This is a genomic window from Bacillus sp. WC2503, assembly GCF_052682895.1.
Genome location: NZ_JBQYMD010000001.1, coordinates 2,135,101 through 2,158,492, shown reverse-complemented (window position 1 = coordinate 2,158,492; position 23,392 = coordinate 2,135,101). Strand labels below are relative to the sequence as shown.

Genomic DNA, 23,392 nt, shown 5'->3' with positions numbered 1-23,392 from the left:
GAGGATGACATGTTTCAAGCACTAATTTTCGATATGGACGGAACGTTATTTCAAACAGATAAAATTTTAGAAGTATCGGTAGATGATACTTTTAATCATTTGCGGTCACTACAATTATGGGATGCAGTAACGCCAATTGATAAGTATCGTGAAATTATGGGTGTGCCGTTACCGAAAGTTTGGGAGACGTTATTACCAGACCATTCTATTGAAGTGAGAGAACAAACAGACGCATATTTTTTGGAAAGATTAATTGAAAACATAAAGAGCGGAAAAGGTGCTTTATATCCGAATGTAAAAGAAGTATTTACGCACATAAAAGAAAATAATTGTTCAATATACATTGCTAGTAATGGCTTAAAAGAATACTTACAAGCAATCGTATCTTATTATGCTTTGGATCAGTGGGTTACTGAAACATGTAGTATTGAACAAATACAATCGCTAAATAAAAGTGACTTAGTCAAAACCATTTTGAGCAAATATGATATAAAAGAGGCAGCCGTAGTTGGAGACCGACTATCTGATATAAATGCAGCGAAAGATAACGGTTTAATTGCGATTGGATGCAATTTTGATTTTGCACAAGAAGATGAACTGGCTCGTGCCGATATAGTAATAGATGATTTAATGGAGTTGAAGGGAATATTGTCTGAAGTGCAGAATACGCATGCTACGAATTGAATAAGGTAACAACCATAAAAATGCTCAGAATAAATGATTCTTGAGCATTTTTATATATTTTTATATTAAGGGAGGGAATTTACTTGAAAGATATACATATTCAACAAATAGAAAATTTAATGAAATATGAAATTAGTCATCTCGTTCAGGACAGTAAGGAAGGAGGTTTTAACTTCCTAATAAAATTAATAAATGAATATGAAAACAAAATAAATGTATTTAATAAAACTGGAGAATGTTTATATGGTATTTTTCAAAGGGAAAAGTTAATTGGAATAGGAGGGCTAAATGAGGATCCATATACAGAAAATAATAAGATTGGTAGGGTAAGAAGATTTTATATTGCAAAAGAATACCGAAGGAAAGGATTAGGGAGGTTACTGTTAGTGCGAATTTTAAGTGATGCTAAAAAATATTTTAATATCGTTGTCTTAAATACAGATACGGAACAGGGTGACAAATTTTATACTTCGGGTGGATTTGTGAAAGGGAAAAAATATGTAGGAGCGAGCCATTATTTGAACTTATATAAAAGGATGTAGTGAATTATTATTTATCCACTTTGACAGAACTTTTGTTCTATTTTTATGTGGATTGATGATATAATTCATTTGAATCTATTATTAGAATGGGGAATTGGATGATGGAAGAAAATAAAATTATTCATGATTTCAATGAATATTCAATTTGGTTAAATACATTGAAAGGTATGAAAGAAGAATTGTGGGTGGCATCAATATCAGAGGGGAAATGGACTATTGGTGAGATTGTATCTCATATTATGAATTGGGATGAATGTCTTTTAAGTAAGGTCTTACCATCAGTGAGAGAAGGACAGGGAGTGGAGTTCCCTGACTTTAATACATATAATAAAATAGCCTCTAGTTATGCCAAATCGGGTATATCTAAGATGAAACTTCTTGAAGAAGCAAAAACAAAAAGAGAGTTACTCGTAAAAGAACTTAGTTTATTGCCTGCTGGAAATCTAAAGAAACCTGTAACTGCCAATGGAGTATCACATTGTCCTCATACTGGAACGCCGTATTCTCTTATATATATTATTAAAGAATTTGTAGATCATGATAAACATCATAAAAGACAGGTTATGCATTTTTTTAATGAAAATCAAGTTGTTAACCGATAAAGAAAGATCCTGCAAATGATATTTGTGGGATCTTTCTTAAATTATAATGTAACATTCATTTGTTTCAATAATCTATTTGGATTACCTTTTACATAATAAAAATGCGGATTATTCTCATCATCATATAGCATAATATAAGGTTTTTCATTTTGTGGGAGCAGTATAAGTACTTCGTCTATTGTAGTATGTAACCATTGATTCGTAATAGAAATAGGTTTAGATAAAGGGATTTTTATCATATGTCCATCTTTCGGAACGACGTTTAAGTTTTTAAATGGTCCAGTTATTGCTTTAGCGTATTGAACTGCTTCTTTTTGGATTGCTGGATCTAAAGATTGTTTTTGAATGACCATTTCTTTTTTGCAATCAAACACTTCAATTTGTTGATTTGTATTTGCGAGCACATTTGTTGATAATAGGAAGAAAAGAAGAGAAATGAACCCGATTTTTTTTTTCATAATACAACACCTCATCTTTACTATACCCTCAAAAGGTTTAAATATTTTTCTGTCACATACATGTAACAAAGAAGTTGTATGATACAATTGGTTTTTGTTTAAAAGTAATGGAGGATAAATTATGAAAGTATTGATTGCAGATGATGAACAAGATATGTTGAAAATTTTAAAAGCTTATTTTGAAAAAGAAGGCTTCGAAGTTTTATTAGCAAAAGATGGAGAGGAAGCACTTCAAATTTTTTATGATGAGAAAATAGATTTAGCTATTTTAGATTGGATGATGCCGAAACATAGTGGTATTACAGTCTGTCAGGAAATAAAAAAGAATTCAAGTGTAAGAGTGTTAATGCTTACGGCAAAAAGTGAAAGTGAAGATGAATTAGCAGCGCTTCAAAGCGGGGCAGATGAATATGTGAAAAAACCATTTCATCCAGGAGTACTAATTACCCGAGCGAAAAAGCTTGTACAACAGGATGATGTAATTCAAGTGCAAGATGTAAAGATAAATTTCGCCAAAAATAAAGTATATAAAAATGATATAGAATTAGATATTACAAAAACAGAACTAGAATTAATAAAGTGCTTTTTAAATCATAAAGGAATGATTTTAACGCGTAAAAAATTGTTAGATATCGTATGGGGATTTGACTATTTTGGAGAAGAGAGAACGGTTGATACACATGTGAGGAGATTGCGTAAAAAAATCGGAGAGAATATTATAAAGACGCATCGTGGTTTAGGTTATAGTCTGGAGGAACAAAGTGAATAAACTTGGAAAAAAGCTATTTTTCAGCATTTCTTTAACGGTTATTCTTATTTTTATGATCTCTTTATTATTAATTAATTATCTTTTACCGAAATATAATATTTATAAAACACGTGAAAACTTAAATAAATTTACAATGCAAATACAAAATACATCAGTAAAAGATTTAGAAGATGTTATCCATACAATTGAAAATGAAAGTAATGTTTCAATTGTGTATACGCCAATCAACCAGTCAATAGTTGATATGAACGAAGCACTACACACAAAACTTATGAGAAAGAAGGTAACATTAAATAAACTGTGGATTACGAAAGACGAAGTCATAAAAGTGAAAACGGAAGGGCAATCGAATAAACTATATGATCAAGGAAAGGTAAAAGCAAGCTTTTTTGCTAAATATATTGCGAAAGATGATACGATAATTTTAATTGGGACTTCTATTGCAAATTCAAATGAAATTATTAATACGTTAAATACATTCTACTTATACATTTTGTGTTTCTCAATCCTTCTCATTATTTTACTTGTGTGGATACTTTCAAAAACAATCACGACACCATTGAAAGAATTAAGTGATGTCGCAGAAGAAATTTCACGTTTGAAGTTTAAAAGAACGAAAGTGAAAACGAACGATGAAATAGGAGACTTAGCCAATAGTATCAATATTATGAGTGATAAATTGCATGAAGCACATCAAGATTTAACAGATCGTAATGAACATTTAAAACAATTTATGGGTGATATGACTCATGAATTAAAAACACCTATCGCATTAGTAAAAGCATATTCTATGGGAATAAAAGATGGTTTAGATGATGGTACGTACGTAGATACAATTATTAAACAAACTGATCAAATTTCAAATCTAATTGAAGAGTTATTACGATTTTCTAAACTAGAAAGAGATATATTACAAAAAGAAGAATTCCCTATTGAGCCACTAGTCCAAAGTATAATAGATAAACATAAGATTGAACTGGAATCGAAAGAAATCAATTTGCAAGTGAACAATACTGTTGGTGATACAATCATTTATGCAGATTTAAATAAAATGGGAATGGTGTTTCAAAATTTAATTTCTAATGCGATTAAATATACAACGAATCAAAATGTGGAAATTTATTTACAAAATAGAAACGATGGTATATATTTTCAAATTCAAAATGGTATTCATGCTGAACAAATTAAAGATATCGATAAAATTTGGGAACCATTTTATGTATTAGAATCTTCTCGTAGTAAAGAAAAATCAGGTACAGGATTAGGATTAGCGATAGTGAAAAGTATTTTAGAAAGACATGGTTTTGAATATGGAGTCTCTACTATAGATGGAGAGATACAGTTTGATATTTATATGAAGAAGGGCTAATTAAAAACTAAAAAACATCGTCTATTTTCAATAGGAGACGATGCTTTTTTATGATTATAAGACAGTATTAAGTGGAACTATATAATTTTGAAAGCTCGTAGGGAGAATGTTCTACAAATTTCTCAAGTTATTGTATAAAATATAAACTGAATTTTCAGTAATTTTGTTGTATAGTAAGAAGAGAAGTATTGGGGAGGGAAGGGCATGGAGAAAAAGAAAATTGCAATTACACTATCAGCTATTTTATCTTTATCAATTACATCAGGAGTTTCTACTATCACTGCGTATGCAGAAAATAAGGAAACAAACACTAGAAATGAAAATGGCGTTAAGTTAAATGGAAAAGTTTCAGAAGCATTACATTCGAACACAAAAATTGAATTAGAAAATGGGATGACAAAACCTATTTACTCACTTGATGAAGCGATTATTGAAAATTTGTTTGTAGAAACAGAAGTTGATAGTGATCGCGATGGTAAAAAGGATCGTGTATCAGTAAAGGTTATGCGTCCAAAAACTGATCCGAATGTGAAAGTTCCTGTTATTTATGAAATGAGTCCATATCGAGCTGGATTAAAAGATGTTCCTGTATATAATGTAGATGAAGAATTGTATGCGTATGAAGGAAAACCGTATGGAGCGGTTAATCTTGGTTCGTACGGAAACTATTACGTGCCAAGAGGTTATGCAGTTATTTTAGGAGAAAGTATCGGTACTGGAAAATCAGATGGCTGTCCTACGACTGGAGACGAACAGGAAATATTGGGGACGAAGTCTGTCATTGATTGGGTAAATGGGCGTGCGAAAGCATATACAGAAGATGGAAAAGAAGTAAATGCAAATTGGTCTACTGGAAATGTAGGTATGACAGGGGTTTCTTATAATGGTACGTTACCAAATGCTGTTGCGACGACTGGAGTTGAAGGGTTAAAAACAATTATTCCAATCGCAGCGATTAGTAGTTGGTATGATTATTATCGTGCAAATGGCGCAGTCATTGCGCCAGGTGGGTATCAAGGGGAAGATACAGATAATATGGCAGAAGCAGTACTAACAAGGGAAAACCCTGAAGTTTGCGGACAAGTTATAAAAGAGCTCACTGATGGACAAGACCGGAAAACTGGTAATTATAATGATTTTTGGGATAAACGTAACTATGTGAAAGATGCTAAAAATGTAAAAGCGAGCGTATTTGTCGTTCACGGTTTAAACGATTGGAACGTAAAAACGAAGCAGTTCGCGCAATGGTGGGATGCACTTGGAGAAAATGATGTACCTCGTAAAATGTGGTTACATCAAGGTGGACACGGCGGAACATCAAGTAATAACTGGCAGCAAACACAAAATAAATGGTTAGATTATTGGTTGTACGGAATTGAAAATGGAATTATGGATGAACCAATGGTTGATGTACAACGAGAAAATAAAACATGGGAAAAGTTAAAAAATTGGCCAGATCCAGCGGCTGTGCCGTCAAAAATCCGAATGTATTTAAGTAATAAAGCAGTCAATTTGCCATTAAGTATGGGATCTGCTAATAAGACTTTCTCATTCGTAGATGATGCAAAAATGAAATCAAACCAATTAGTAGCAAACCCGGAATTAGAAGTAGCAAATCGATTAGTGTATACAATGCCAGTATTGCAAAAAGATACACGAATAAGCGGTACAGCACAAGTTTCATTCAAAGGAAATATTGACCGTTCTGTAGCGAATTTAACAGCTTTACTTGTTGATTACGGTGGAGCAAAGCCTGAAATCGTCACGAGAGGCTGGATGGACCCGCAAAACTTAAATAGTATAAAAAATTCAACAGCACTTCAACCTGGAAAAGATTATACATTTACATGGGACATGCAGCCAGATGAATATGTATTTAAAGCAGGACATCAAATTGGGATCGTTTTAATTGCTAGTGACTATGATTATACAATTAGACCGAAAGCGGGTACGAAGCTTACAGTAAAATTAAGCGAAGTAATATTACCGATTGTGAAATAAATGATTTTTAATGAAGAGCTTACTATATAGTAAGCTCTTTAAATTTTGGGGTGTAATTGTTTATCAATACGAGGAGGCGATTATGAATTTCTATTAAAAATACTTACAACAAATAAAACAATTGCATTTAGGATTAAAATTCCACTAAAGGTAAGCCCAGCAGCACCTCCAGCGAAACCATCTCCAACTTTTTCACCAATTACATGCATAGTCGCGAAGAAAATGATGGGGGAAGAAAGGATGAAAATGCCACTGGCAATTTTCCATATTCGCCTATACTTCTTTGCAATAAAGAAAATTAGAGCATTAAAAGTGATAAGAAGAAAAAGAAATCCAATTAATGAATTCATCATATCATCCTTTCGAAATAAGTCTGAATTTTCGATTTCTATATATTCATTTTGAAGGAAATATTATACAATGTGATTATATTCTATGGAAAGCGAGTGATATAGTATGACAGTCAGCTCTTTCGAATTTTCATTAAAATTAAAGGTACAGGAAGATTAATTGAATTGAAATCTTCCGTACGTATAAAACGGAGGAGAAAATAAATGTTTAGTTTTTATAGTACACTTTGTACGGAACTTTATGATTACACAAAGCCTGTCGGTTATTCTTTAAATGGTGATATTGAGTATTATGAAGAACGTTTAAAAAATTGTAGAGGAAGAATTCTTGAAGCAGCTGTAGGATCAGGACGTGTCATTATTCCATTTCTTGAAGCTGGTTTTAACGTTGATGGGATAGATTATTCGCCTGAAATGCTAGATTCTTGCCGTAAGCGGTGTAAAGAGAGAGACTTACATCCTAATTTATATGAAGGAAGCTTACATCGATTTTCACTACCACATAAGTATGAGGCGATTATCATTCCTACTGGATCCTTTTGTTTAATTGAAAATCGTGAGGATTCTATAAATGCTTTGAAATGTTTGTATGAACATCTTAATCCAGGTGGGCGCTTAATTGTAGATCTTATACTTCCGTATGACTGGAAGACAGGTGAAATTCACACATCGACTTTTTCTCTGCCAAGCGGAGACGGAATTACGTTAGAAAAGAAATCAATTGAAATGGATTGGCTGAACCAAATTACTGTATCATATTTAAAATATGAAAAGTGGAGTAAAGGACAGTTAACGCAAACAGAACTACAACGTTTTGCAATGCGGTGGTATGGTATAGAAGAGTTTAAACTCCTTTTAGAAAGTATTGGTTTCTCTAACATTACTTGCTCTGCTGACTATGTATATGAAAAAGAGCCGTCAAATGCAAATCAAATGGTTACGTTTGAAGCTGTGCGAAAAAAATAGTACAGAAACTATTAATAAAAATAAGGCAATCGATACGAAATCGACTGCCTTATTTTCTATTTTATGTAATTGTTTATAGAGAGCGATAGGAGGGAAATAAATGAAATTCATATTAATATTTGGCCCACAAGCAGTTGGGAAAATGACAGTGGGGCAAGAATTAGCAACATTAACCGGTTTAAAACTTTTTCATAACCATATGACAATTGATTTAGTAAGTCCAATTTTTGATTACAGTACGAAAGAAGCAAAAAGACTAGTAAGTTTATTTCGTAATGAAATATTTGAAGAAGTATCTAAAAGTGATTTATCTGGAATGATTTTTACTTATGTATGGGCATTTGACCTCCAATCCGATTGGGATTATATACATCATGTAGTAAGTATTTTTGAATCAAAAGGTGGGACGGTATATTTTGTAGAGCTGGAAGCGGAATTAGATGAAAGATTAGAACGGAATAAAAGCCCGCATAGATTAGAACATAAACCGAAAAAAGAGATATTGAATGGTCTGAAAATAATTTAAAAGAAACGATGAAAAAGCATAGATTAAACTCTCTTCATGGTGAAATTGAAAAAGAAGAGTATATAAAAATTAATAATACTTACTTGAGTCCAAAAGAAGTAGCGGAAATGATTAAAGAGAAGTTTCGATTGTAAAATTTTTAAATGCTGATACGTTTTCATTGTCCAAGCATTCTTCTACTACCTACATATACTATTTATGTTAAAATCGGTCACTATTTTAAACAGGACTGCTATTTTAATATATATATAACTATTCAAGGAAAAGGGGAGAATAAATTTGGAAAACGAAGAACAAGGAAGAATTGAAAATCAAGTGTATTCTAATCGGGTAGTTAGATCAGAATTTGATGAGAATTGGGAAACGTGTATTTCAAAAAGCGGTTATGTAATCTATGTAGCTACAAGTGATCATGCGGAAGTAATAGTACTTCTTGCAGATGGTTCAAGTAAATTATTAATCTTTGGAAAAGGCGGTAAAGTAGTAGTAGGTGGCGGCGGAACGAGTCATTACAGCAAACCACATATTGCAAGAAATATATAAGGTAGAACGTGTTTATTAAAAAGACACTCGAAAACGGTTAGCCACTCATGTTTAGAACATGGGTGGCTAACCGTTTTTATTTGTTTAAGTGATTTTAGAAAAACTTAATTTATTATTAACTTATGCATCATTCATATCATTTCGTCAAATGAATGTCACATAAAGGCTTTATAGTGTGAGTAGGAAGTGAAGTATACACAAAGCAGGAGATGAAATGATGAAAAAAGCGTTGCAATATATATTCATATTACTTACGTTAGTAACAGTAACGAATGCTCTTTATTCAAAATATGAGAAGTATAAAGAGATTGAAAATAATAAGAAAATAATTGGTGAAGTTGCTAAGAGGTATGATATTCCAGATTGGATTCCACTATCTATCGCAGACCATGAAACAAAATTGAATCGAAAAGCGATAGGGGATAAGGGCACATCATTTGGATTATTCCAATTGCATCGGGGCGGATTAGCACCAGCCTCTTTATCTGAAGAAAGTTTAATGGATTCACAAATCAATGCAAAAATAGCAATCACTAATATGGTCAAATCATATGAGCGCGGTGTGAAAAAAGGATTAAAAGATTGGGAGTTATTAAAATATGTCGCTAATACATCAGGATGGCCAGGTAATTTAGGAGAAGACTGGACGGATAAAAACACGAAATATAATATAGGTTTGGAACAATCATATAAGCAATATAAGAAAGTGAATTAAGAAAAGCATTTCCTATTTTGGGAAATGCTTTTTCTATGTTATAGTATAATAGTGTTTTAAAATGATGTTATTTTAGTATACTTCAAATTTTGTTATGTATTATTTTTATATTAAATAATCATTTAAAGTATTTTTTTATATAAGGAGCAATAATTAGAGAAATGAAAAATATAGACTTTATACTAGAAAGTGATGAGACATTAAAACCGTCAGAACGATTAGTACTATTATTATTAGAGAAGCATAGAATGTTATATACAAACGATCTATTGGCATTGTCTAATTTATCATATAAAACATTAACGGATTCATTAACTGCCCTTGTTTTAAAATCATATGTGTTAAAGGAAACAGGTAAGGGGAGAAGGCAAAATTGTTATAGATTAGTATGATAAGTCTGCTCATTTTAGAGGGTTTATACGTATTTTTTTCAAATGAAAGGTTAAAATACATTTTAACTTTCAAATGATAAATGTTTATTAGGCAGCTATTTTTTGATATGCATAATGTGCTCGGTTTTTTAATATATATTTTTATTTCATTATTATAAATCAAATTCAGTTAAGGTAAAAACGATTAAATTATTTAAAGAATTATAAAAATGAAACATAAAAACAATCCATTTGTTAGATGGATTGTTTTTTTATTGGGATAATAAATTATAAAAATAATAGTATTATGTAAACAATTTTAAATGGAGAAGTAATGCGCCGTTAGTAATAGAGTTTATCACGCTATTTGCCGGGAAGTAAAACTCCCACCTCAAAACTCGGCTGGGGCAAAGAAGTTAGGTGGGAGTGGGGCTGGACCGATTGGTGAGGGCTGATAATCAGTGGGGGTGAACATAACCTACATTGATTAAAGTTTTACTTTATAAAAATAAAAATGTTATATCTTAATAAAAAGATGTAATTGTAGAATGATTCATATTAATATTAGTTATAGGTTGGCATAAAATTCAACTTGTAGTCTGTAGTAAAATGGAACGATTGAATTAAATAATAATTTATTTTTAATAAAGGTGTGAGATTAATGGATGAAACGCAAGTAATAGTTTATTTCAATCTGTCCGGAGATGAATTTCCAGTAGAGGTTGTTTCTGAAAGATTGCAAGTAAGCCCAACTATAAGTTATAAAAAAGGGGACATAATTAGAAAAACAAACGAAACTGAAAACATAACAAGAAACTATACATCTTGGCAAATAAGTACAGGATATCAGGAATCATTAGATGTAGGAGATGTAATGGAGCAAGTAATTCTAAAACTAAAAGATAAGTCAGCCATTATTAATGAACTAAAAAGAGAATTTGGATTAGAATGTAGATTCACTATTGTAATTAAAATAAATGATGGCCATACACCAGCTGTTCATTTAGATAATCCAGTAATTGATTTTGCTAACAGTATTAAAGCTGATTTTGATATTGATTTATATGCGAATCCTTATGTTGAGGAGATAAAATAAAGTGCTAAGTAAAAAAACTCTTCTACAATAGTAGAAAAAGAATAACATAAACTACTATTTTATTGCAGCATACATAAAAAATCTCGATGTAAATATGGAAATGTCGTCGAATGCTATCTTTAATTGGTTAATTTGTGAGATATTTTTGTGAAGGAACTTATTTTATAAGAATAGAATTTAGTTTAGTAAGAAAACGTGCCTATGGTAGTGAAAAATATGGGTTGGGGGGACTTGAAATGAGGAAACTCAAAAGAGTAAATGTTCCTAATATACCAGAGCAACTATCACAACCTAGTGACAATCGTACTATAAACAAAAAGAAGTTAAGACGACTTATTTTAATGGTTCTTTTTATTGCAGCGACTACTTTGTATGTTCAATATATTTTAACGAAACAGCAAGAGATAATAATGAATAAAAAAGATACGATTACAAATCAAAAGAAACAATTAGTTACATTAAAGAAGGATCAATCGTTTCTAAAGACTAACATTGAGAATTTAACGGATAATGAAGAGGAAATTTTGAAGTTTGCGAGAAAAGAGTACCAATTTTCTAAGTCAAATGAAACGATTTTCGTATTACCAAAGTAATGAAACAGTTAGCGTTGGCTAACTGTTTTTTATTTGTAAATGAAGTACGAAAACAAAAAAGCTAAATTTTTGCATGGTACAAGGAGTTCTAACATAATGTAAGATGTACAGTTGAAGCCATTACATCAATGGAATTCAATTATCCATAATTATGAAATATGTGTAAAGATAAATGTTGTTAAAATTCTGATAATTTTATATAATATTCGTAAGCGGATACATTTTTTAATGAATGTTGAGTTTATCGCTCGTACGACTATTAAGAAACCCGTTATCCTTGTATAAGAAAGGAAGATAGCTGTGTATGCTTCAAATACAATTTATGTCGTAGGGGATGCGAAAGCGCCTCAAAATAATCCCATTACGGAAAAGTTTAAAAGCTATTTTGTAGCTTTTGTACTTGTGAAGGAGACAGGGGAAATTGTAGATGCAGATTGCTCAGCGACAATTGCATTAACATCTCAATTCGTTAAATATTTATTTCTACATAAAAATATTAATGATCCAGCGCTAGTAACAGAAATAAAAGATCGTTATTTCGGTTCATCTCAAAAGGCATTATTAGTAGCGCTAAAAGATGCGAAAAAAAAATATAATCAGATTGCTGCTTTGTCTACTCAATCATAGACAAAATCCAGCCGTAAGGAAGTTCTTGCGGCTGGATTTTTTTATTGGACAACGAAAGGATGAGCGAAATGAAAATTACGGATATAAAGGTGAAGCGTCGTTGTGTAAAGCTTCATACTCCATTTAAAACCGCACTTCGTACCGTAACTGAAATTGAAAGTATTGATGTGTTTATTCATACAGATGAAGGAATTGTTGGAAAAGGAGCTGCGGCCGCAACACCGGTTATTACGGGAGATTTCGCTAGTGGGATTGAGGAAGCTATATTAGGGCCGCTGCGTTCATGCTTAATTGGTCAAGATATAATTCAATTTCAGCAGTTATTACAGCATATCCAAATGAGTTGTATAGGAAATACAAGTGCGAAAGCGGCGGTTGATATCGCTTTATATGATGTGTATTGCCAATATCAAAACGTCCCACTTTACGCATTATTAGGCGGTAAGAAAGAAATCTATACAGATATTACAGTAAGTGTAGATGATCCTATTATTATGGCAAAAGAGGCAAAGCAACATATAGAAAAAGGATTTCAAACTTTAAAAATTAAAGTTGGTAAATCTGTGCATTTAGATTTAGAGCGTATTGAGGCGATTCGAAATAGCGTACCAAAAAATACAACGTTACGATTAGATGCAAACCAAGGATGGAATCCAAAAGAAGCGGTTTCTATTGTTAAAGAGATGGAAAATCGTAATTTAAATATAGAATTCATTGAACAACCAGTTCACGCGAAAGATTTGGATGGATTAAAGTACGTAAAAGAAAATGTACAAACGCCTATTATGGCTGATGAAAGTATATTTTCAGCAAGTGACGCATTAAAACTCGTGCAAGGAAGCTATGCGGACTTAATCAATATTAAATTAATGAAATGCGGTGGTATACGTGAAGCGTGGCGTATTGCAGATATTGCAGAAGCGGCAGGTGTGAAATGTATGGTTGGCAGCATGATGGAATCTTCACTTTCCGTTAGTGCTGTAGCACACTTAGCTGCTGCACATCCAAATATTTATTATTTCGATCTTGATGCACCGCTATGGTTAATGGAAGAACCGGAAGGAATGACTTACTCCGGCTCAAAGGTAAACCTTCATTCTAAAGTGAATATGTAATCTTAGAAGAAATGACTAGTAACTTACCTTTTAAGGAGGATATATATGAAAAAAGTAGGAACTGCATTATTAACAACTCTATTTATATTTTCATCATTTACATCGGCAAATGCTGAAGAGAAGAAAGATAGCAAAGCGTTTATAGATGTATCTGCCGCAACGTTATGGACTGCACCTGATTCGTTACGGCCAATTGATGCACCGAGTGCAACAAATCCAGTTGATTTATGGAAATGGACGAAATCAATGACGCTCGATGAAAAACTATGGTTAACAAATGCAAATAAATTAGAAACGCAAGCACTACTCGGTCAAGAAGTAACGGTTGTTGATAAGAAAGGTGACTGGGTAAAAGTGTTAGTACACGGACAACCGACACCGCGAAATGAAGAAGGTTATCCGGGATGGATGCCGGAAAAACAATTAACGTATAATCAAGAGTTTGCAGATAAAACAAACGAACCGTTCGTATTAGTAACGAAACCGACCGCAATTTTATATATAAATCCTTCTGAAAAACAAAAAGCACTTGAAGTTAGCTATAATACGCGACTGCCGCTACTAAGTGAAGATAGCATTTCATACCGCGTATTGTTGCCAAATGGACAGAAAGCATGGCTACGAAAAAATGATGGAGCGGTTTACCGTTCTCAAGAGGATATTCCAACACCGACAGCCGATGATTTAATCAACACAGGGAAAATGTTTTTAGGTTTACCATATATATGGGCTGGTACAAGTGGGTTTGGATTTGATTGCTCTGGATTCACACATACGATTTATAAATCGCACGGTATTACAATACCGCGCGATTCTGGACCGCAATCAAGAGCGGGGGTTGCCGTTGATAAAGAAAACTTACAAAAAGGGGACTTAATCTTCTTTGCGCATGATCAAGGGAAAGGTAGTGTCCATCACGTTGGGATGTATATTGGTGATGGTAATATGATTCACTCACCAAGAGCTGAAAGATCAGTTGAAATAATCCCGTTAAATACACCAGGATATATAGAAGAATACGCTGGTGCTCGCCGTTACTTACCGTAAAAAATAGAGGGGGTTTGGAAATGAAAAAGGTAGTTCGCTACTCGTTAGTTAGTACTCTATTAGTTTCTTCATTTTTAGTTGGTTGCGCAAAAGAAAAAACAGTTACAAAGCCGAAAGATGAGAAAAAAGTATTGCAGCTACTAGAAACGGGTGAAATTCCATCATTAAATTCAGGGAAAGTAACAGATGCGATATCATTTAACGTTTTGAATAACGTAATGGAAGGGCTATTCCGATTATCGAAAAATGATGAAGTAATTGAAGCCGGAGCGCAAAAATATGAGGTTAGTAAGGATGGAAAGACTTATACATTTCATTTACGTGATGCGAAATGGTCTAACGGAGATCCAGTAACGGCTCACGATTACGTATATGCTTGGAAGCAGCTTATTAATCCAGATACAGCTTCTCAATATGCATATATTGCGTATGATGTGAAAAATGCGGAGAAAATAAATAAGAAACAACTAGGATTAGATGAATTAGGAGTAAAAGCAAAGGATGATAAAACATTTGTCGTAGAGCTGGAACATCCTGTACCGTATTTTACGAAACTACTCATTTTGCCATCTTTCTATCCGATTAATGAAAAATATGCGAAAGAGCAAGGTGATAAATACGGATTAGAAGCAAATAAAACGGTATATAATGGACCGTTTACATTATCAGAATGGAAACATGAAGCTAGCTTTACAATAAAGAAAAATGATAAGTATTGGGATAAACAAGAAGTGAAGTTAGATGAAGTAAACTATCAAATTGTTAAAGAAATTTCAACTGCGGTAAATTTATATGAAACAGATAAGGTTGATAGAGCGGTCATTTCTACAGAATTTGTAGATAAATATAAAACGAATAAGGAACTGAAACAATATACAGATCCAGTCATGTATTTCTTCCGTTTCAATGAAAATGTACCGATTCTTAAAAATAAAAATGCGCGTCTGGCACTAAGTACAGTGTTTGATAAGAAGGGCCTTGCGACTTCATTTTTAAATGATGGTTCTGTTGCTGCAAACTACTATGTACCAAAAGGGTTTTTAAAAGGGCCAGATAAGAAAGACTTTAGAAGTACAGCGGGCGAATTTAATAAGACAGACGTAAAACTGGCAAAAGAATATTGGGAAAAGGCAAAGCAAGAAACAGGAACGAATGCAGTAACGCTTGAGTTATTAAACTATGACTTAGAAAACTTTAAAAAAGTAGGCGAATATATTAAAGAACAGCTTGAGAAAAACTTATCTGGCTTAAAAGTAAATGTGAAATTACAACCACATACGCAAAAACTAGCGTTAGAGAAGAAAAAAGAATATGAAATGTCGTTGTCGCGCTGGTTACCTGATTATCCAGATCCGATGACTTACTTAGAAGTATTCCTTTCAGGAAGTACTGTAAATAATACAGGGTATGCAAATCCAGAATATGATGCGTTAATTAAGAAGATAAAAACTGAATTAGGTAACGATGAAAAAGCACGTTGGAAAGCACTGCAAGATACTGAAAAAATGCTTCTGGATGATGCAGTAATTGCACCGGTATTCCAGCGCGGTCTATCTTACTTACAAAAACCATATGTGAAAGACTTATATGTGCATCAATTCGGTCCAGCTACAAGCTTAAAATGGGCAGAGGTACAAAAATAAAGTGATGAAGAAACAGACTTCACGTATGTGGTGGTCTGTTTTTTTCTTATGTAATACATAATCGGATGAATTATAGACATTTCATTTGTTTTTTCGACGTTTAAAAATAAAATTATTACTAAAATTCCAGTGTGAAATTTATGTAGAATCTTGTATAATTAACGTGTTTCTATGGAAACATTTGCTTGCGCTATTTGTATAGGACTTAATAGAACAAGGAAGGAAATACATACATGTATATAATAGATAAATAGAATGGAACATGTATAGAGAAAAAGGAGAGAAAAGATGACGTGTCAAAAACAAGGGTTACAATTTAATAGTAATGGAATGAGGAATATTTAATGAAGATGAAGCATGCTTTCGGACCAATTATTTTAGCCTGTGTACTTTTTTTCATTGTATTGCTTATTCCGTCTAAAAGTTTAGTATCGCTAATTAGTGATAAAAAGATAGAAGATGCGGCAACGTCCTTACAAAAAGAAAAACTACAAAGTGTTTTCTTACAACAGAAAATGTTAGAGAATTCGCAGTATTTACCGATGTACGGTTCATCTGAATTTTTACGAATGGATGCATACCATCCATCTAACTATTTCAAAGTAAATCCAGCAGGTTTTACACCATTTTTAATTGGAACTGGCGGTACGCAAAGTTTAGCTCATATTTTAAATATGACGTCTACAATGGATGATTTGGAAGGTAAAAAAGTCGTCTTTGTTCTTTCGCCACAATGGTTTACAAAAACGGGTGTATCACAAGGAGATTTTACTAATAATTTCTCCAAACAACAAGCATATCATTTTATTTTTAATGATGACATTAAACCTGAAATGAAGAAGCAGATCGCGAAACGACTATTAGATTATAAAGTTGTGCAAAAAGATGATATATTAAAAAATTCATTAGAAGGTATTGTTTATAATGATACGAAACATAACATAAAAGCAGGTCTAGCCAAACCACTTGCTTATATGTACCGAAACATTTTAGATCATAGAGATTTATTTAATTCTTTATTTAAGATTGAACCGATGAAAGAGAAAACAAATATGGGACTACGTTCAATTTCTTGGGAGAATGCACGTAAACATGCGGAACAAGAAGGGCAAGCGGAGTCTACTACAAATACATTTGGAATTGAAAACCCGTATTACTATAAACATAATTTAAAGAAAAAATTAAAAGGCCTAAAAAATTTTAGAGCAAATGAATCGTATGATGAATCACCAGAATATGATGACTTACAAATTGTTTTAGATCTTTTCAAAGAAAAAAATGTTAAGCCACTCTTTATCTCTGTACCTGTAAATGGACCTTGGTATGATTACGCTGGTTTCCCGAAAGAACGCCGTGAAGTGTATTATACAAAGGTTAGAGAGCAAGTTGAGAAAGCAGGGTATCCAGTAGTCGATTTCTCTAGCCATGAATATGATAAGTATTTCTTAAAAGATACGATTCATCTAGGCTGGAAAGGCTGGATCTATTTTGATGAAGCTGTGCAGAAGTTTTATTCTGAGAAATAACAACTAAGAAACAGGAACGGCTATGAGCTGTTCCTGTTTCTTAATAAAGAGGATTTTGATGTGGGCAATTCGGAAATGCGTGTATATCTTGAATTTGTCTGAAATCATAATGTTTCATCGCGAACTGAGATTGGTAAAGGTATTCATACACATATAATTGGCCATCATGTGCTGAACATAATACCCCAGTAGTTCCTTGCCCATTCATGAAGGAAATGCCGATAGGGCGTCCAATTAAGTATGGTATTTTTTGTTGCCAGTGCATTGGGGGAGTCACTCCTTTTTGGGATAATATACGAAAGGAATGCCTAAATTGTTGCTTATCCATGTAAATATGGGGGCTTTTCATACAATTTCTAGAAGGTGTTATTAGGAGTGGGTTATAAATGGCGGAAAGGAATGAAAAATGAAGAAAGAAAATATTATGGATGAAAAGTTAAGTTTAATAGAATGATGTTAAGCATTGAAAGAGGGATGTGATTTCACATTTTATCGTTCGAGACGAGTTTGTAATGAAATATCGAATTTCTTATTTTCTAAGTACTCAATCTGTACCTAATGTTTCGATAGATGTAGAGCAAATGAATAAGGGTGCAAAAAGATATGCGAGATCATGTATTTCAAAAGAAGAACAATTAGATCAATTTAGTGTTACTCATAAACAATTAGTGGAGCAAATTGAGCGGATTCCCACCCGATATTTTTATAATGACTACTAATTTGATACAAAAAAAGTGAGATTAATTAATTACTTTTCATTACTCATTCAGCATGACTTGAAGCATAAAGAGGAAATAATACAATTTTTAATACATAGTCGAGCCTATAATAAAAACCGCTATAATTCTGAATGAATTTTTAGCGGTTTTTTTATTATCTTAAGCAAGTTTTTTACGTTTTTTTGTCCACTTTTTTATTACGAAATATAAAAGAATAAGTACGAAGCCACCGATAGCGAATGATTTCACATACGGTCCAGCAATATCATTAATATTCTCCCAGTTTTCACCTAGTTTTTCACCTAAATAAATAAAAATAATAGACCAAGGGATGATTGCAAGTGCCGTTAACGTAGTGAAACGTAGTAATGGCATTTTTGTAATACCAGCAGGGATTGAAATCGCATGACGCACTACCGGAATGAAGCGAGCTGTGAAAATTACGCCAGTTCCGTAACGATTAAACCAATCTTCGGCAGCATCGATTTGTTTTTTATGAATGAAAATATATTTTCCGTAACGTTCTAATATAGGGCGTCCACCGTATCGTCCAATCCAATAAATAAAGATTTGAGCAATAACGCCGCCAATAGTACCAAATACAACTGCGCCTATAAATGAGATGCTACCATTGAATACTAAGTATCCTGCATAAGCGAGAACAATTTCGCTTGGAATAATCTCGATCATAAGTCCAAGCATAATGCCCCAATAACCTAATCCTTCAAAAAACGTTAATACTGAGTGAATAAAACTACTTAACATTGTTGCACCTTCTAATGTATGGATTTTTGAATATACGCCCTTTTACTTAATGATATAAAAGGTTCACTATGTGTAGATTATACCTTATTTATATAGGGGATTGCTATTTCAATTCTTTTATGTCTCGTATAAGTATTATAGTAAAGGATATAAGCCAAATTTTCATGCGGAAATAATGAAAAGTTCATTAAAAATTTCTCATATATTAATGAAAATAGACTGAAAATTAAGTATAATAATATAGGTTTTAATTTACAAAATAGGAGGAGAATGTATGCATGTTGCAGATCCAATTTATGGCCCAATCTCTATTCATGATATAGATATCCTTCAATTGATAGATACAAAAGCATTTCAAAGGTTGGCCTATATTAAACAACAAGGACATACTTATTTTTTACATGAGAACGCAATACATACGAGGGAAGAACATTCGATAGGTGTATATGTACTAGTAAATCTGGTTATTGCAGAACAAGGAATCCCGTACATTGAACAACTAATGAAAATGAAAAAAGGGCTTTACAATAATGGCTTTGGCCATCCGTTTGTAGTAGGGAAAGACTTATTGTTGCAATCCATTTTTCAAAAGATAAAGGAGAAAAATCTTTCGTTCCATACTCCTGAGATACAAAATTTCTTTTATAAAAGAAAGCAGATAGAGATAGAGGACTTTCTTCCGTTACAAGATGAAATGATTATAAATGAAATAAAGTGCTTTGCAAAATCAGATGACATAGAAATAGCAGAATTAATCCATCTTTACTTCTCAGCAACTAAAAGTTTGTCATTTGAAAAAGGAATAGAGGGCGATTATAAAAAGAAAAATAGCACCGCAGTGGTAATAACTGAGAAAAAGGCTTACAGTTCATACGTAGGTGGTATTTATGTTTATAATGAGGGGCAGCTAGATGACATTTTAGAAAAATCGAATTTCATTCAAGAGATAGTAAAATTGCCTAAAAAAGAATATGCGTATTTTTTTTAATTAGGTGTAGTAATTTGAAATGTAGATGAGGTGAAAATATGGATTGGCATGAACGTTTATTACAAATAGATGATTTATCAATTATATTAGAATGGTATAACAATGAGGAATTACAAAATATAGCAGATGTGAAATCATTTAAGCGATATACAATTGAAGAGCTTCGGCAGTATTGGACTGAAAAATTGTCGCGGTCTTATGCGAGCTATCATGTAATAGTAGTAGAAGATGAAGTAATAGGGAGAGTCGGATTAAAAAAGAAGAAATATGAAGATGCGTACATGATGGAATACTCTATCCTCATTGGTGTTTCGAATTTATATTCAAAAGGGCTTGGAACAGAGATTACAAAGTATTTTATTAGTAAATCATTTTTAGATCCTGATATAGAAGCTGTTGTATTACAAGTTAGGGAAGATAATAAGAGGGCCATTCGTTGTTATGAGAAAGCTGGATTTAAAAAAGAAAAATCGTATATAGAGAATCAAGTGAAAGTGTATGATATGCACAGAGTTAAGAAAGGAGAAACAATATAGAAAAATACACGCAGTTAATTCGGAATATAATGTTAATTTAGGGGGATGAAATACATGAAACATAAAATTGCTGTACTGGCAGATGTACATGGAAATGCAACTGCTTTAAAAGCAGTTATCGAAGATTCTTTGAAAGAAGGTGTGACTGATTATTGGTTTTTAGGAGATTTAATTATGCCTGGTCCTGGATCGAATGATTTATTTGAAATGTTAGATAGTGTTAACGTTGATACTTATGTACAAGGAAACTGGGAAGATAGCTTTCTTGACGTTCTTAATAAAAACATTGATATTGATAACGCAACCGATATTTATGTTTCTAGATTAGTTCAGTATCAATGTGAAAACTTGGATAAAAACTATATTAATCATATTAAAAATTTACCATTACATATAACAAAACAGGTTAATGATTTATCAATAAGTATTAGTCATAATCTACAAAATAAAAATTACGGAGGGGATTTATGGCCCACTAATAATCAAGAACAGTTTGATCGGTTATTTGATTGTGATTATGATATTGCGATTTACGCTCATACCCACCATCAATTGTTGCGCTATAGTAGCAATGATCAATTAATTATTAACCCAGGAACAGTTGGACAACCTTTTTACAAGTGGAATAAGCTAAACTCTGACTTACGTGCTCAGTATGCAATTCTTGAAATTGATGAGGCAGGGATTACTGACGTGAGGTTTAAAAAGGTTTTTTACGATGTAGAAAAGGAATATAAAAATGCCACTAATAAAAATCTTCCTTATATTGATTTATACCGTGAGCTGCTAGAGACAGGAAAAACTCATACGCATGATATTGAATTATTACAAGAAATTAATGATAAATATAATTATAAAAATGAAGTAATTAAGTTTATCGAGAAAATCTGATAGGAATTTAATAGAAAGAAATGAACATTGTTGAATGTTAGGTTAGTAATGATTTTTACATAATCAAGAGCTATTGTAGAACGAAACTTAAATGTAAAATGATTTGTGTAGTTTATATTGATTGAAAACAAGCATCCCCCTGTCATATACGTAGGACAGGGGGATGCTTGTTTTTTACTGTTTCACATCTAAGTTTTGTAAAAATAACGTTGCTGTTACGTAACGTTTCGCTAACATTTGTACATATGCGGTATGTACAGAAAGGGTCGCAATAATAATAGCGTTACGAATTGCTTCGCGTTGTTCGTTATTAATTTGATCGAACTTGCTTGCGATTTTATCAGCTTTTTCTTTTACGATATTTTCAATTGTATGAACGGTATCTGTTGCATTTAATTGTAAGCAATTCCCTTGATTGAGTTCTTCAAATAGAGAAGAGTATGCTACATATAAATGAACAGGATTGATTAAATCATCACTTCGATCGGCTGGGTCATTTACAATAAGGCGTAATAGCTTACGAATGGATTCAAAATCAAGTGCTGTTTTTAAATCTTCGACAATAAATAGTAAGGCTGCTTGTTCAATTGAATATTTTTTCCCTTTTTGAGGAGAGCCAATCATTTCTTTTATATCTCGTTTCACCCAGTTTTGCATAGCAGTTACAGAGAAACTTGTGTTTTCAATCTGATTGCCAAGCGCAACTATTTCATTTAAAGAAAAACCGACATCAGTATCGTCAATTTTAATCAGCTTTTCAAAAATAGGTGAAAGTGCGGTAGTAATAAAAGCTGTAACGCTTTGTCCGCTTTCAATATCTTTTTTATGTGACTTTGCCCAAGCTTCTTGTAAAATACCGAGAGGCTTTTTCGTATTCCATCCTCTTAGTGATAGAAGAAGGGTAGCCATTTCGTTTCGTGTGAGATGAAATGTTTCCATCTTTTCACCTCCAAAATAATAAAAAGTTCTTATGAACTTATAATATGTTTTGTTTCATTTAAAGTCAATTCTGTTTTGCTTAATTTTTCCTTTGTGACCAAACTGTTGAAAGTAAATAATACTTGCATATTTCGACAAAAGTTCATATAATAAGTTCATAAGAACCTTTAAAATGTTCTTAAAAACAAATCTATCATTCTAAATTTACAAGAAAGATAGATTTCACATATATCTATATAAAAGGAGAATGGATATAATATGTTGAAAAAACTTGTAGCAGTAATGACAGCATTCATGGTTATCTTTGGAGCTAGTAGCTTCATGTTTGTAGATCACGCAGCAGCGAAGAGTTACAAATCTGGTAAAAAATCATTTACACCAAGTTCAGGTCAAAAGTCAAAAGTTGATTTAAACAAAAAAGACTCAAACGTGAATTCTCAAAAAACGAATCCAGATTCAAAAACAAAAGCAGCAAACACAGCGCCAAAAAGTAATAAAGGAAGCTTTATGAAAGGTTTATTACTAGGTGGTCTTGGTGGTTTACTAATGGGTAGCTTATTTGCAAATATGGGAGCTCTTGGTTCTGTATTAGCGTTTATGGTAAATATGTTAGTAATGGCTGGTATCGTAATGTTAGCAGTTCGTGCATTTAAATACTTCAAAGATCAACGTAAGAAAAAGGCAGATGAAGTAGCATGGAAACAATAAAAATTTCTGAGCAAGAGCTTATAAATGCGCTTTGCGTATATATCGCTGAAAAAAGACAAGTGGGTCCAGAAGAAGTATTAGTTGAACTAATGTATGATGATGAGTATGGTTTCTCTGCTGAAGTAGAGGTAAATGGTCGTCAACAAATTTTAATTCAAGCGAACTTAATCGAGGCACTACGCTTATTACTTGACAGAGAATACAATGTCAATTCATTCGCAGCAAGATTACAACTTGAATTAGATGATGAAGAAGGCATTTATGCATTAGCGAAATTTAATAACTCGGATGAGTAGTGAAAAG

At 32.5% G+C, this 23,392-nt stretch carries 28 protein-coding genes and 1 pseudogene; 24 read left to right on the top strand and 5 right to left on the bottom strand.

The annotated features are described in order from the left end of the window. Positions 1 to 9: 9 nt before the first annotated feature. From ACUN26_RS11045 to ACUN26_RS11035, 3 genes are all read left to right on the top strand, one after another. Entirely contained in the window at positions 10 to 684 is a 675-nt protein-coding gene (locus ACUN26_RS11045; RefSeq protein WP_000484702.1) for an HAD hydrolase-like protein, read from the top strand. 83 nt (positions 685 to 767) lie between these two features. Then, positions 768 to 1,226: a GNAT family N-acetyltransferase gene (locus ACUN26_RS11040; protein WP_000651690.1), complete on the top strand. Its 459-nt coding sequence runs from the start codon at positions 768 to 770 to the stop codon at positions 1,224 to 1,226. Between the two features lie 101 nt (positions 1,227 to 1,327). Further along, positions 1,328 to 1,828 carry a DinB family protein gene (locus tag ACUN26_RS11035; RefSeq protein ID WP_000392137.1) on the top strand — a complete coding sequence of 167 codons (501 nt, stop codon included), beginning with the start codon at positions 1,328 to 1,330 and terminating at the stop codon, positions 1,826 to 1,828. Between the two features lie 41 nt (positions 1,829 to 1,869). Here the strand turns inward: ACUN26_RS11035 and ACUN26_RS11030 are convergent, their stop codons facing one another. Next, positions 1,870 to 2,286, bottom strand: coding sequence for a hypothetical protein (locus ACUN26_RS11030; protein ID WP_000726753.1), 417 nt, complete (start codon positions 2,284 to 2,286; stop codon positions 1,870 to 1,872). A 121-nt stretch (positions 2,287 to 2,407) separates the two neighbouring features. Here ACUN26_RS11030 and ACUN26_RS11025 point away from each other — a divergent pair, with 121 nt between their 5' ends. The 3 genes from ACUN26_RS11025 (at position 2,408) to ACUN26_RS11015 (ending at position 6,425) form a co-directional block, all read left to right on the top strand. Beyond that, positions 2,408 to 3,055: a response regulator transcription factor gene (locus ACUN26_RS11025; protein WP_000865955.1), complete on the top strand. Its 648-nt coding sequence runs from the start codon at positions 2,408 to 2,410 to the stop codon at positions 3,053 to 3,055. After that, on the top strand, positions 3,048 to 4,424 hold the full coding sequence (locus ACUN26_RS11020) for a HAMP domain-containing sensor histidine kinase (RefSeq protein WP_001037230.1): 1,377 nt from the start codon (positions 3,048 to 3,050) through the stop codon (positions 4,422 to 4,424). Before ACUN26_RS11025 ends, ACUN26_RS11020 begins: the two co-directional genes overlap by 8 nt. 204 nt (positions 4,425 to 4,628) lie before the next feature. Next, positions 4,629 to 6,425, top strand: a complete 1,797-nt coding sequence (locus ACUN26_RS11015) for a Xaa-Pro dipeptidyl-peptidase (protein WP_000412267.1) — start codon at positions 4,629 to 4,631, stop codon at positions 6,423 to 6,425. 80 nt (positions 6,426 to 6,505) lie between these two features. On the opposite strand, the gene ACUN26_RS11010 is transcribed toward ACUN26_RS11015, so the two are convergent. Further along, the gene (locus ACUN26_RS11010; RefSeq protein ID WP_001086638.1) at positions 6,506 to 6,775 is read right to left on the bottom strand and encodes a hypothetical protein; all 270 of its coding nucleotides are present in this window, start codon (positions 6,773 to 6,775) and stop codon (positions 6,506 to 6,508) included. Positions 6,776 to 6,979: 204 nt separating this feature from the next. On the opposite strand from ACUN26_RS11010, the gene ACUN26_RS11005 reads away from it, so the two are divergent. The 12 genes and pseudogenes from ACUN26_RS11005 (at position 6,980) to dltD (ending at position 17,543) form a co-directional block, all read left to right on the top strand. Beyond that, positions 6,980 to 7,741 carry a class I SAM-dependent methyltransferase gene (locus ACUN26_RS11005; protein ID WP_000490894.1) on the top strand — a complete coding sequence of 254 codons (762 nt, stop codon included), beginning with the start codon at positions 6,980 to 6,982 and terminating at the stop codon, positions 7,739 to 7,741. Positions 7,742 to 7,841: 100 nt separating this feature from the next. Then, a pseudogene (locus ACUN26_RS11000) lies at positions 7,842 to 8,401 on the top strand (AAA family ATPase). 145 nt (positions 8,402 to 8,546) lie between these two features. Further along, positions 8,547 to 8,810: a hypothetical protein gene (locus ACUN26_RS10995; RefSeq protein WP_000426647.1), complete on the top strand. Its 264-nt coding sequence runs from the start codon at positions 8,547 to 8,549 to the stop codon at positions 8,808 to 8,810. Between the two features lie 214 nt (positions 8,811 to 9,024). Next, positions 9,025 to 9,525, top strand: a complete 501-nt coding sequence (locus ACUN26_RS10990; RefSeq protein ID WP_002038830.1) for a hypothetical protein — start codon at positions 9,025 to 9,027, stop codon at positions 9,523 to 9,525. A 161-nt stretch (positions 9,526 to 9,686) separates the two neighbouring features. Next, positions 9,687 to 9,917, top strand: coding sequence for a hypothetical protein (locus tag ACUN26_RS10985; protein ID WP_000789036.1), 231 nt, complete (start codon positions 9,687 to 9,689; stop codon positions 9,915 to 9,917). 640 nt (positions 9,918 to 10,557) lie between these two features. Beyond that, the gene (locus ACUN26_RS10980; RefSeq protein ID WP_000344615.1) at positions 10,558 to 10,992 is read left to right on the top strand and encodes a DUF4279 domain-containing protein; all 435 of its coding nucleotides are present in this window, start codon (positions 10,558 to 10,560) and stop codon (positions 10,990 to 10,992) included. A gap of 236 nt (positions 10,993 to 11,228) precedes the next feature. Further along, positions 11,229 to 11,585: an FtsB family cell division protein gene (locus ACUN26_RS10975; RefSeq protein WP_001228732.1), complete on the top strand. Its 357-nt coding sequence runs from the start codon at positions 11,229 to 11,231 to the stop codon at positions 11,583 to 11,585. Positions 11,586 to 11,885: 300 nt separating this feature from the next. Then, positions 11,886 to 12,212 carry a DUF3870 domain-containing protein gene (locus tag ACUN26_RS10970; RefSeq protein WP_000271325.1) on the top strand — a complete coding sequence of 109 codons (327 nt, stop codon included), beginning with the start codon at positions 11,886 to 11,888 and terminating at the stop codon, positions 12,210 to 12,212. A 68-nt stretch (positions 12,213 to 12,280) separates the two neighbouring features. Continuing rightward, positions 12,281 to 13,327, top strand: coding sequence for a dipeptide epimerase (locus ACUN26_RS10965; protein ID WP_000704542.1), 1,047 nt, complete (start codon positions 12,281 to 12,283; stop codon positions 13,325 to 13,327). Positions 13,328 to 13,372: 45 nt separating this feature from the next. Further along, entirely contained in the window at positions 13,373 to 14,374 is a 1,002-nt protein-coding gene (locus tag ACUN26_RS10960; protein WP_000755463.1) for a C40 family peptidase, read from the top strand. A gap of 20 nt (positions 14,375 to 14,394) precedes the next feature. After that, positions 14,395 to 16,017: a peptide ABC transporter substrate-binding protein gene (locus ACUN26_RS10955; protein WP_000758272.1), complete on the top strand. Its 1,623-nt coding sequence runs from the start codon at positions 14,395 to 14,397 to the stop codon at positions 16,015 to 16,017. Positions 16,018 to 16,361: 344 nt separating this feature from the next. Beyond that, positions 16,362 to 17,543, top strand: coding sequence for a D-alanyl-lipoteichoic acid biosynthesis protein DltD (dltD, locus tag ACUN26_RS10950; RefSeq protein WP_000782332.1), 1,182 nt, complete (start codon positions 16,362 to 16,364; stop codon positions 17,541 to 17,543). Between the two features lie 40 nt (positions 17,544 to 17,583). Here dltD and ACUN26_RS10945 read toward each other — a convergent pair whose 3' ends face one another. Then, positions 17,584 to 17,808: a hypothetical protein gene (locus tag ACUN26_RS10945; protein ID WP_000558696.1), complete on the bottom strand. Its 225-nt coding sequence runs from the start codon at positions 17,806 to 17,808 to the stop codon at positions 17,584 to 17,586. Positions 17,809 to 18,055: 247 nt separating this feature from the next. On the opposite strand from ACUN26_RS10945, the gene ACUN26_RS10940 reads away from it, so the two are divergent. Beyond that, on the top strand, positions 18,056 to 18,262 hold the full coding sequence (locus ACUN26_RS10940) for a hypothetical protein (protein ID WP_002093687.1): 207 nt from the start codon (positions 18,056 to 18,058) through the stop codon (positions 18,260 to 18,262). A 159-nt stretch (positions 18,263 to 18,421) separates the two neighbouring features. On the opposite strand, the gene ACUN26_RS10935 is transcribed toward ACUN26_RS10940, so the two are convergent. Further along, positions 18,422 to 19,027, bottom strand: a complete 606-nt coding sequence (locus tag ACUN26_RS10935; protein WP_000952906.1) for a DedA family protein — start codon at positions 19,025 to 19,027, stop codon at positions 18,422 to 18,424. A gap of 274 nt (positions 19,028 to 19,301) precedes the next feature. Here ACUN26_RS10935 and ACUN26_RS10930 point away from each other — a divergent pair, with 274 nt between their 5' ends. Genes ACUN26_RS10930 through ACUN26_RS10920 form a run of 3 tightly spaced genes read left to right on the top strand, consistent with a single transcriptional unit; the run spans position 19,302 to position 21,442 of the window. Further along, positions 19,302 to 20,015, top strand: coding sequence for a hypothetical protein (locus ACUN26_RS10930; RefSeq protein ID WP_445540878.1), 714 nt, complete (start codon positions 19,302 to 19,304; stop codon positions 20,013 to 20,015). Between the two features lie 38 nt (positions 20,016 to 20,053). After that, positions 20,054 to 20,551, top strand: a complete 498-nt coding sequence (locus tag ACUN26_RS10925) for a GNAT family N-acetyltransferase (protein ID WP_000383784.1) — start codon at positions 20,054 to 20,056, stop codon at positions 20,549 to 20,551. A gap of 54 nt (positions 20,552 to 20,605) precedes the next feature. Then, entirely contained in the window at positions 20,606 to 21,442 is an 837-nt protein-coding gene (locus ACUN26_RS10920) for a metallophosphoesterase family protein (protein ID WP_000680864.1), read from the top strand. A 174-nt stretch (positions 21,443 to 21,616) separates the two neighbouring features. Here the strand turns inward: ACUN26_RS10920 and ACUN26_RS10915 are convergent, their stop codons facing one another. Further along, positions 21,617 to 22,381, bottom strand: coding sequence for a DUF1836 domain-containing protein (locus tag ACUN26_RS10915; protein ID WP_000447232.1), 765 nt, complete (start codon positions 22,379 to 22,381; stop codon positions 21,617 to 21,619). 258 nt (positions 22,382 to 22,639) lie between these two features. On the opposite strand from ACUN26_RS10915, the gene ACUN26_RS10910 reads away from it, so the two are divergent. Further along, positions 22,640 to 23,089, top strand: coding sequence for a hypothetical protein (locus ACUN26_RS10910; RefSeq protein WP_000914475.1), 450 nt, complete (start codon positions 22,640 to 22,642; stop codon positions 23,087 to 23,089). Further along, entirely contained in the window at positions 23,077 to 23,385 is a 309-nt protein-coding gene (locus ACUN26_RS10905) for a YxcD family protein (RefSeq protein ID WP_000447764.1), read from the top strand. The genes ACUN26_RS10910 and ACUN26_RS10905 overlap by 13 nt, the downstream gene beginning before the upstream one ends. Positions 23,386 to 23,392 lie beyond the last annotated feature (7 nt).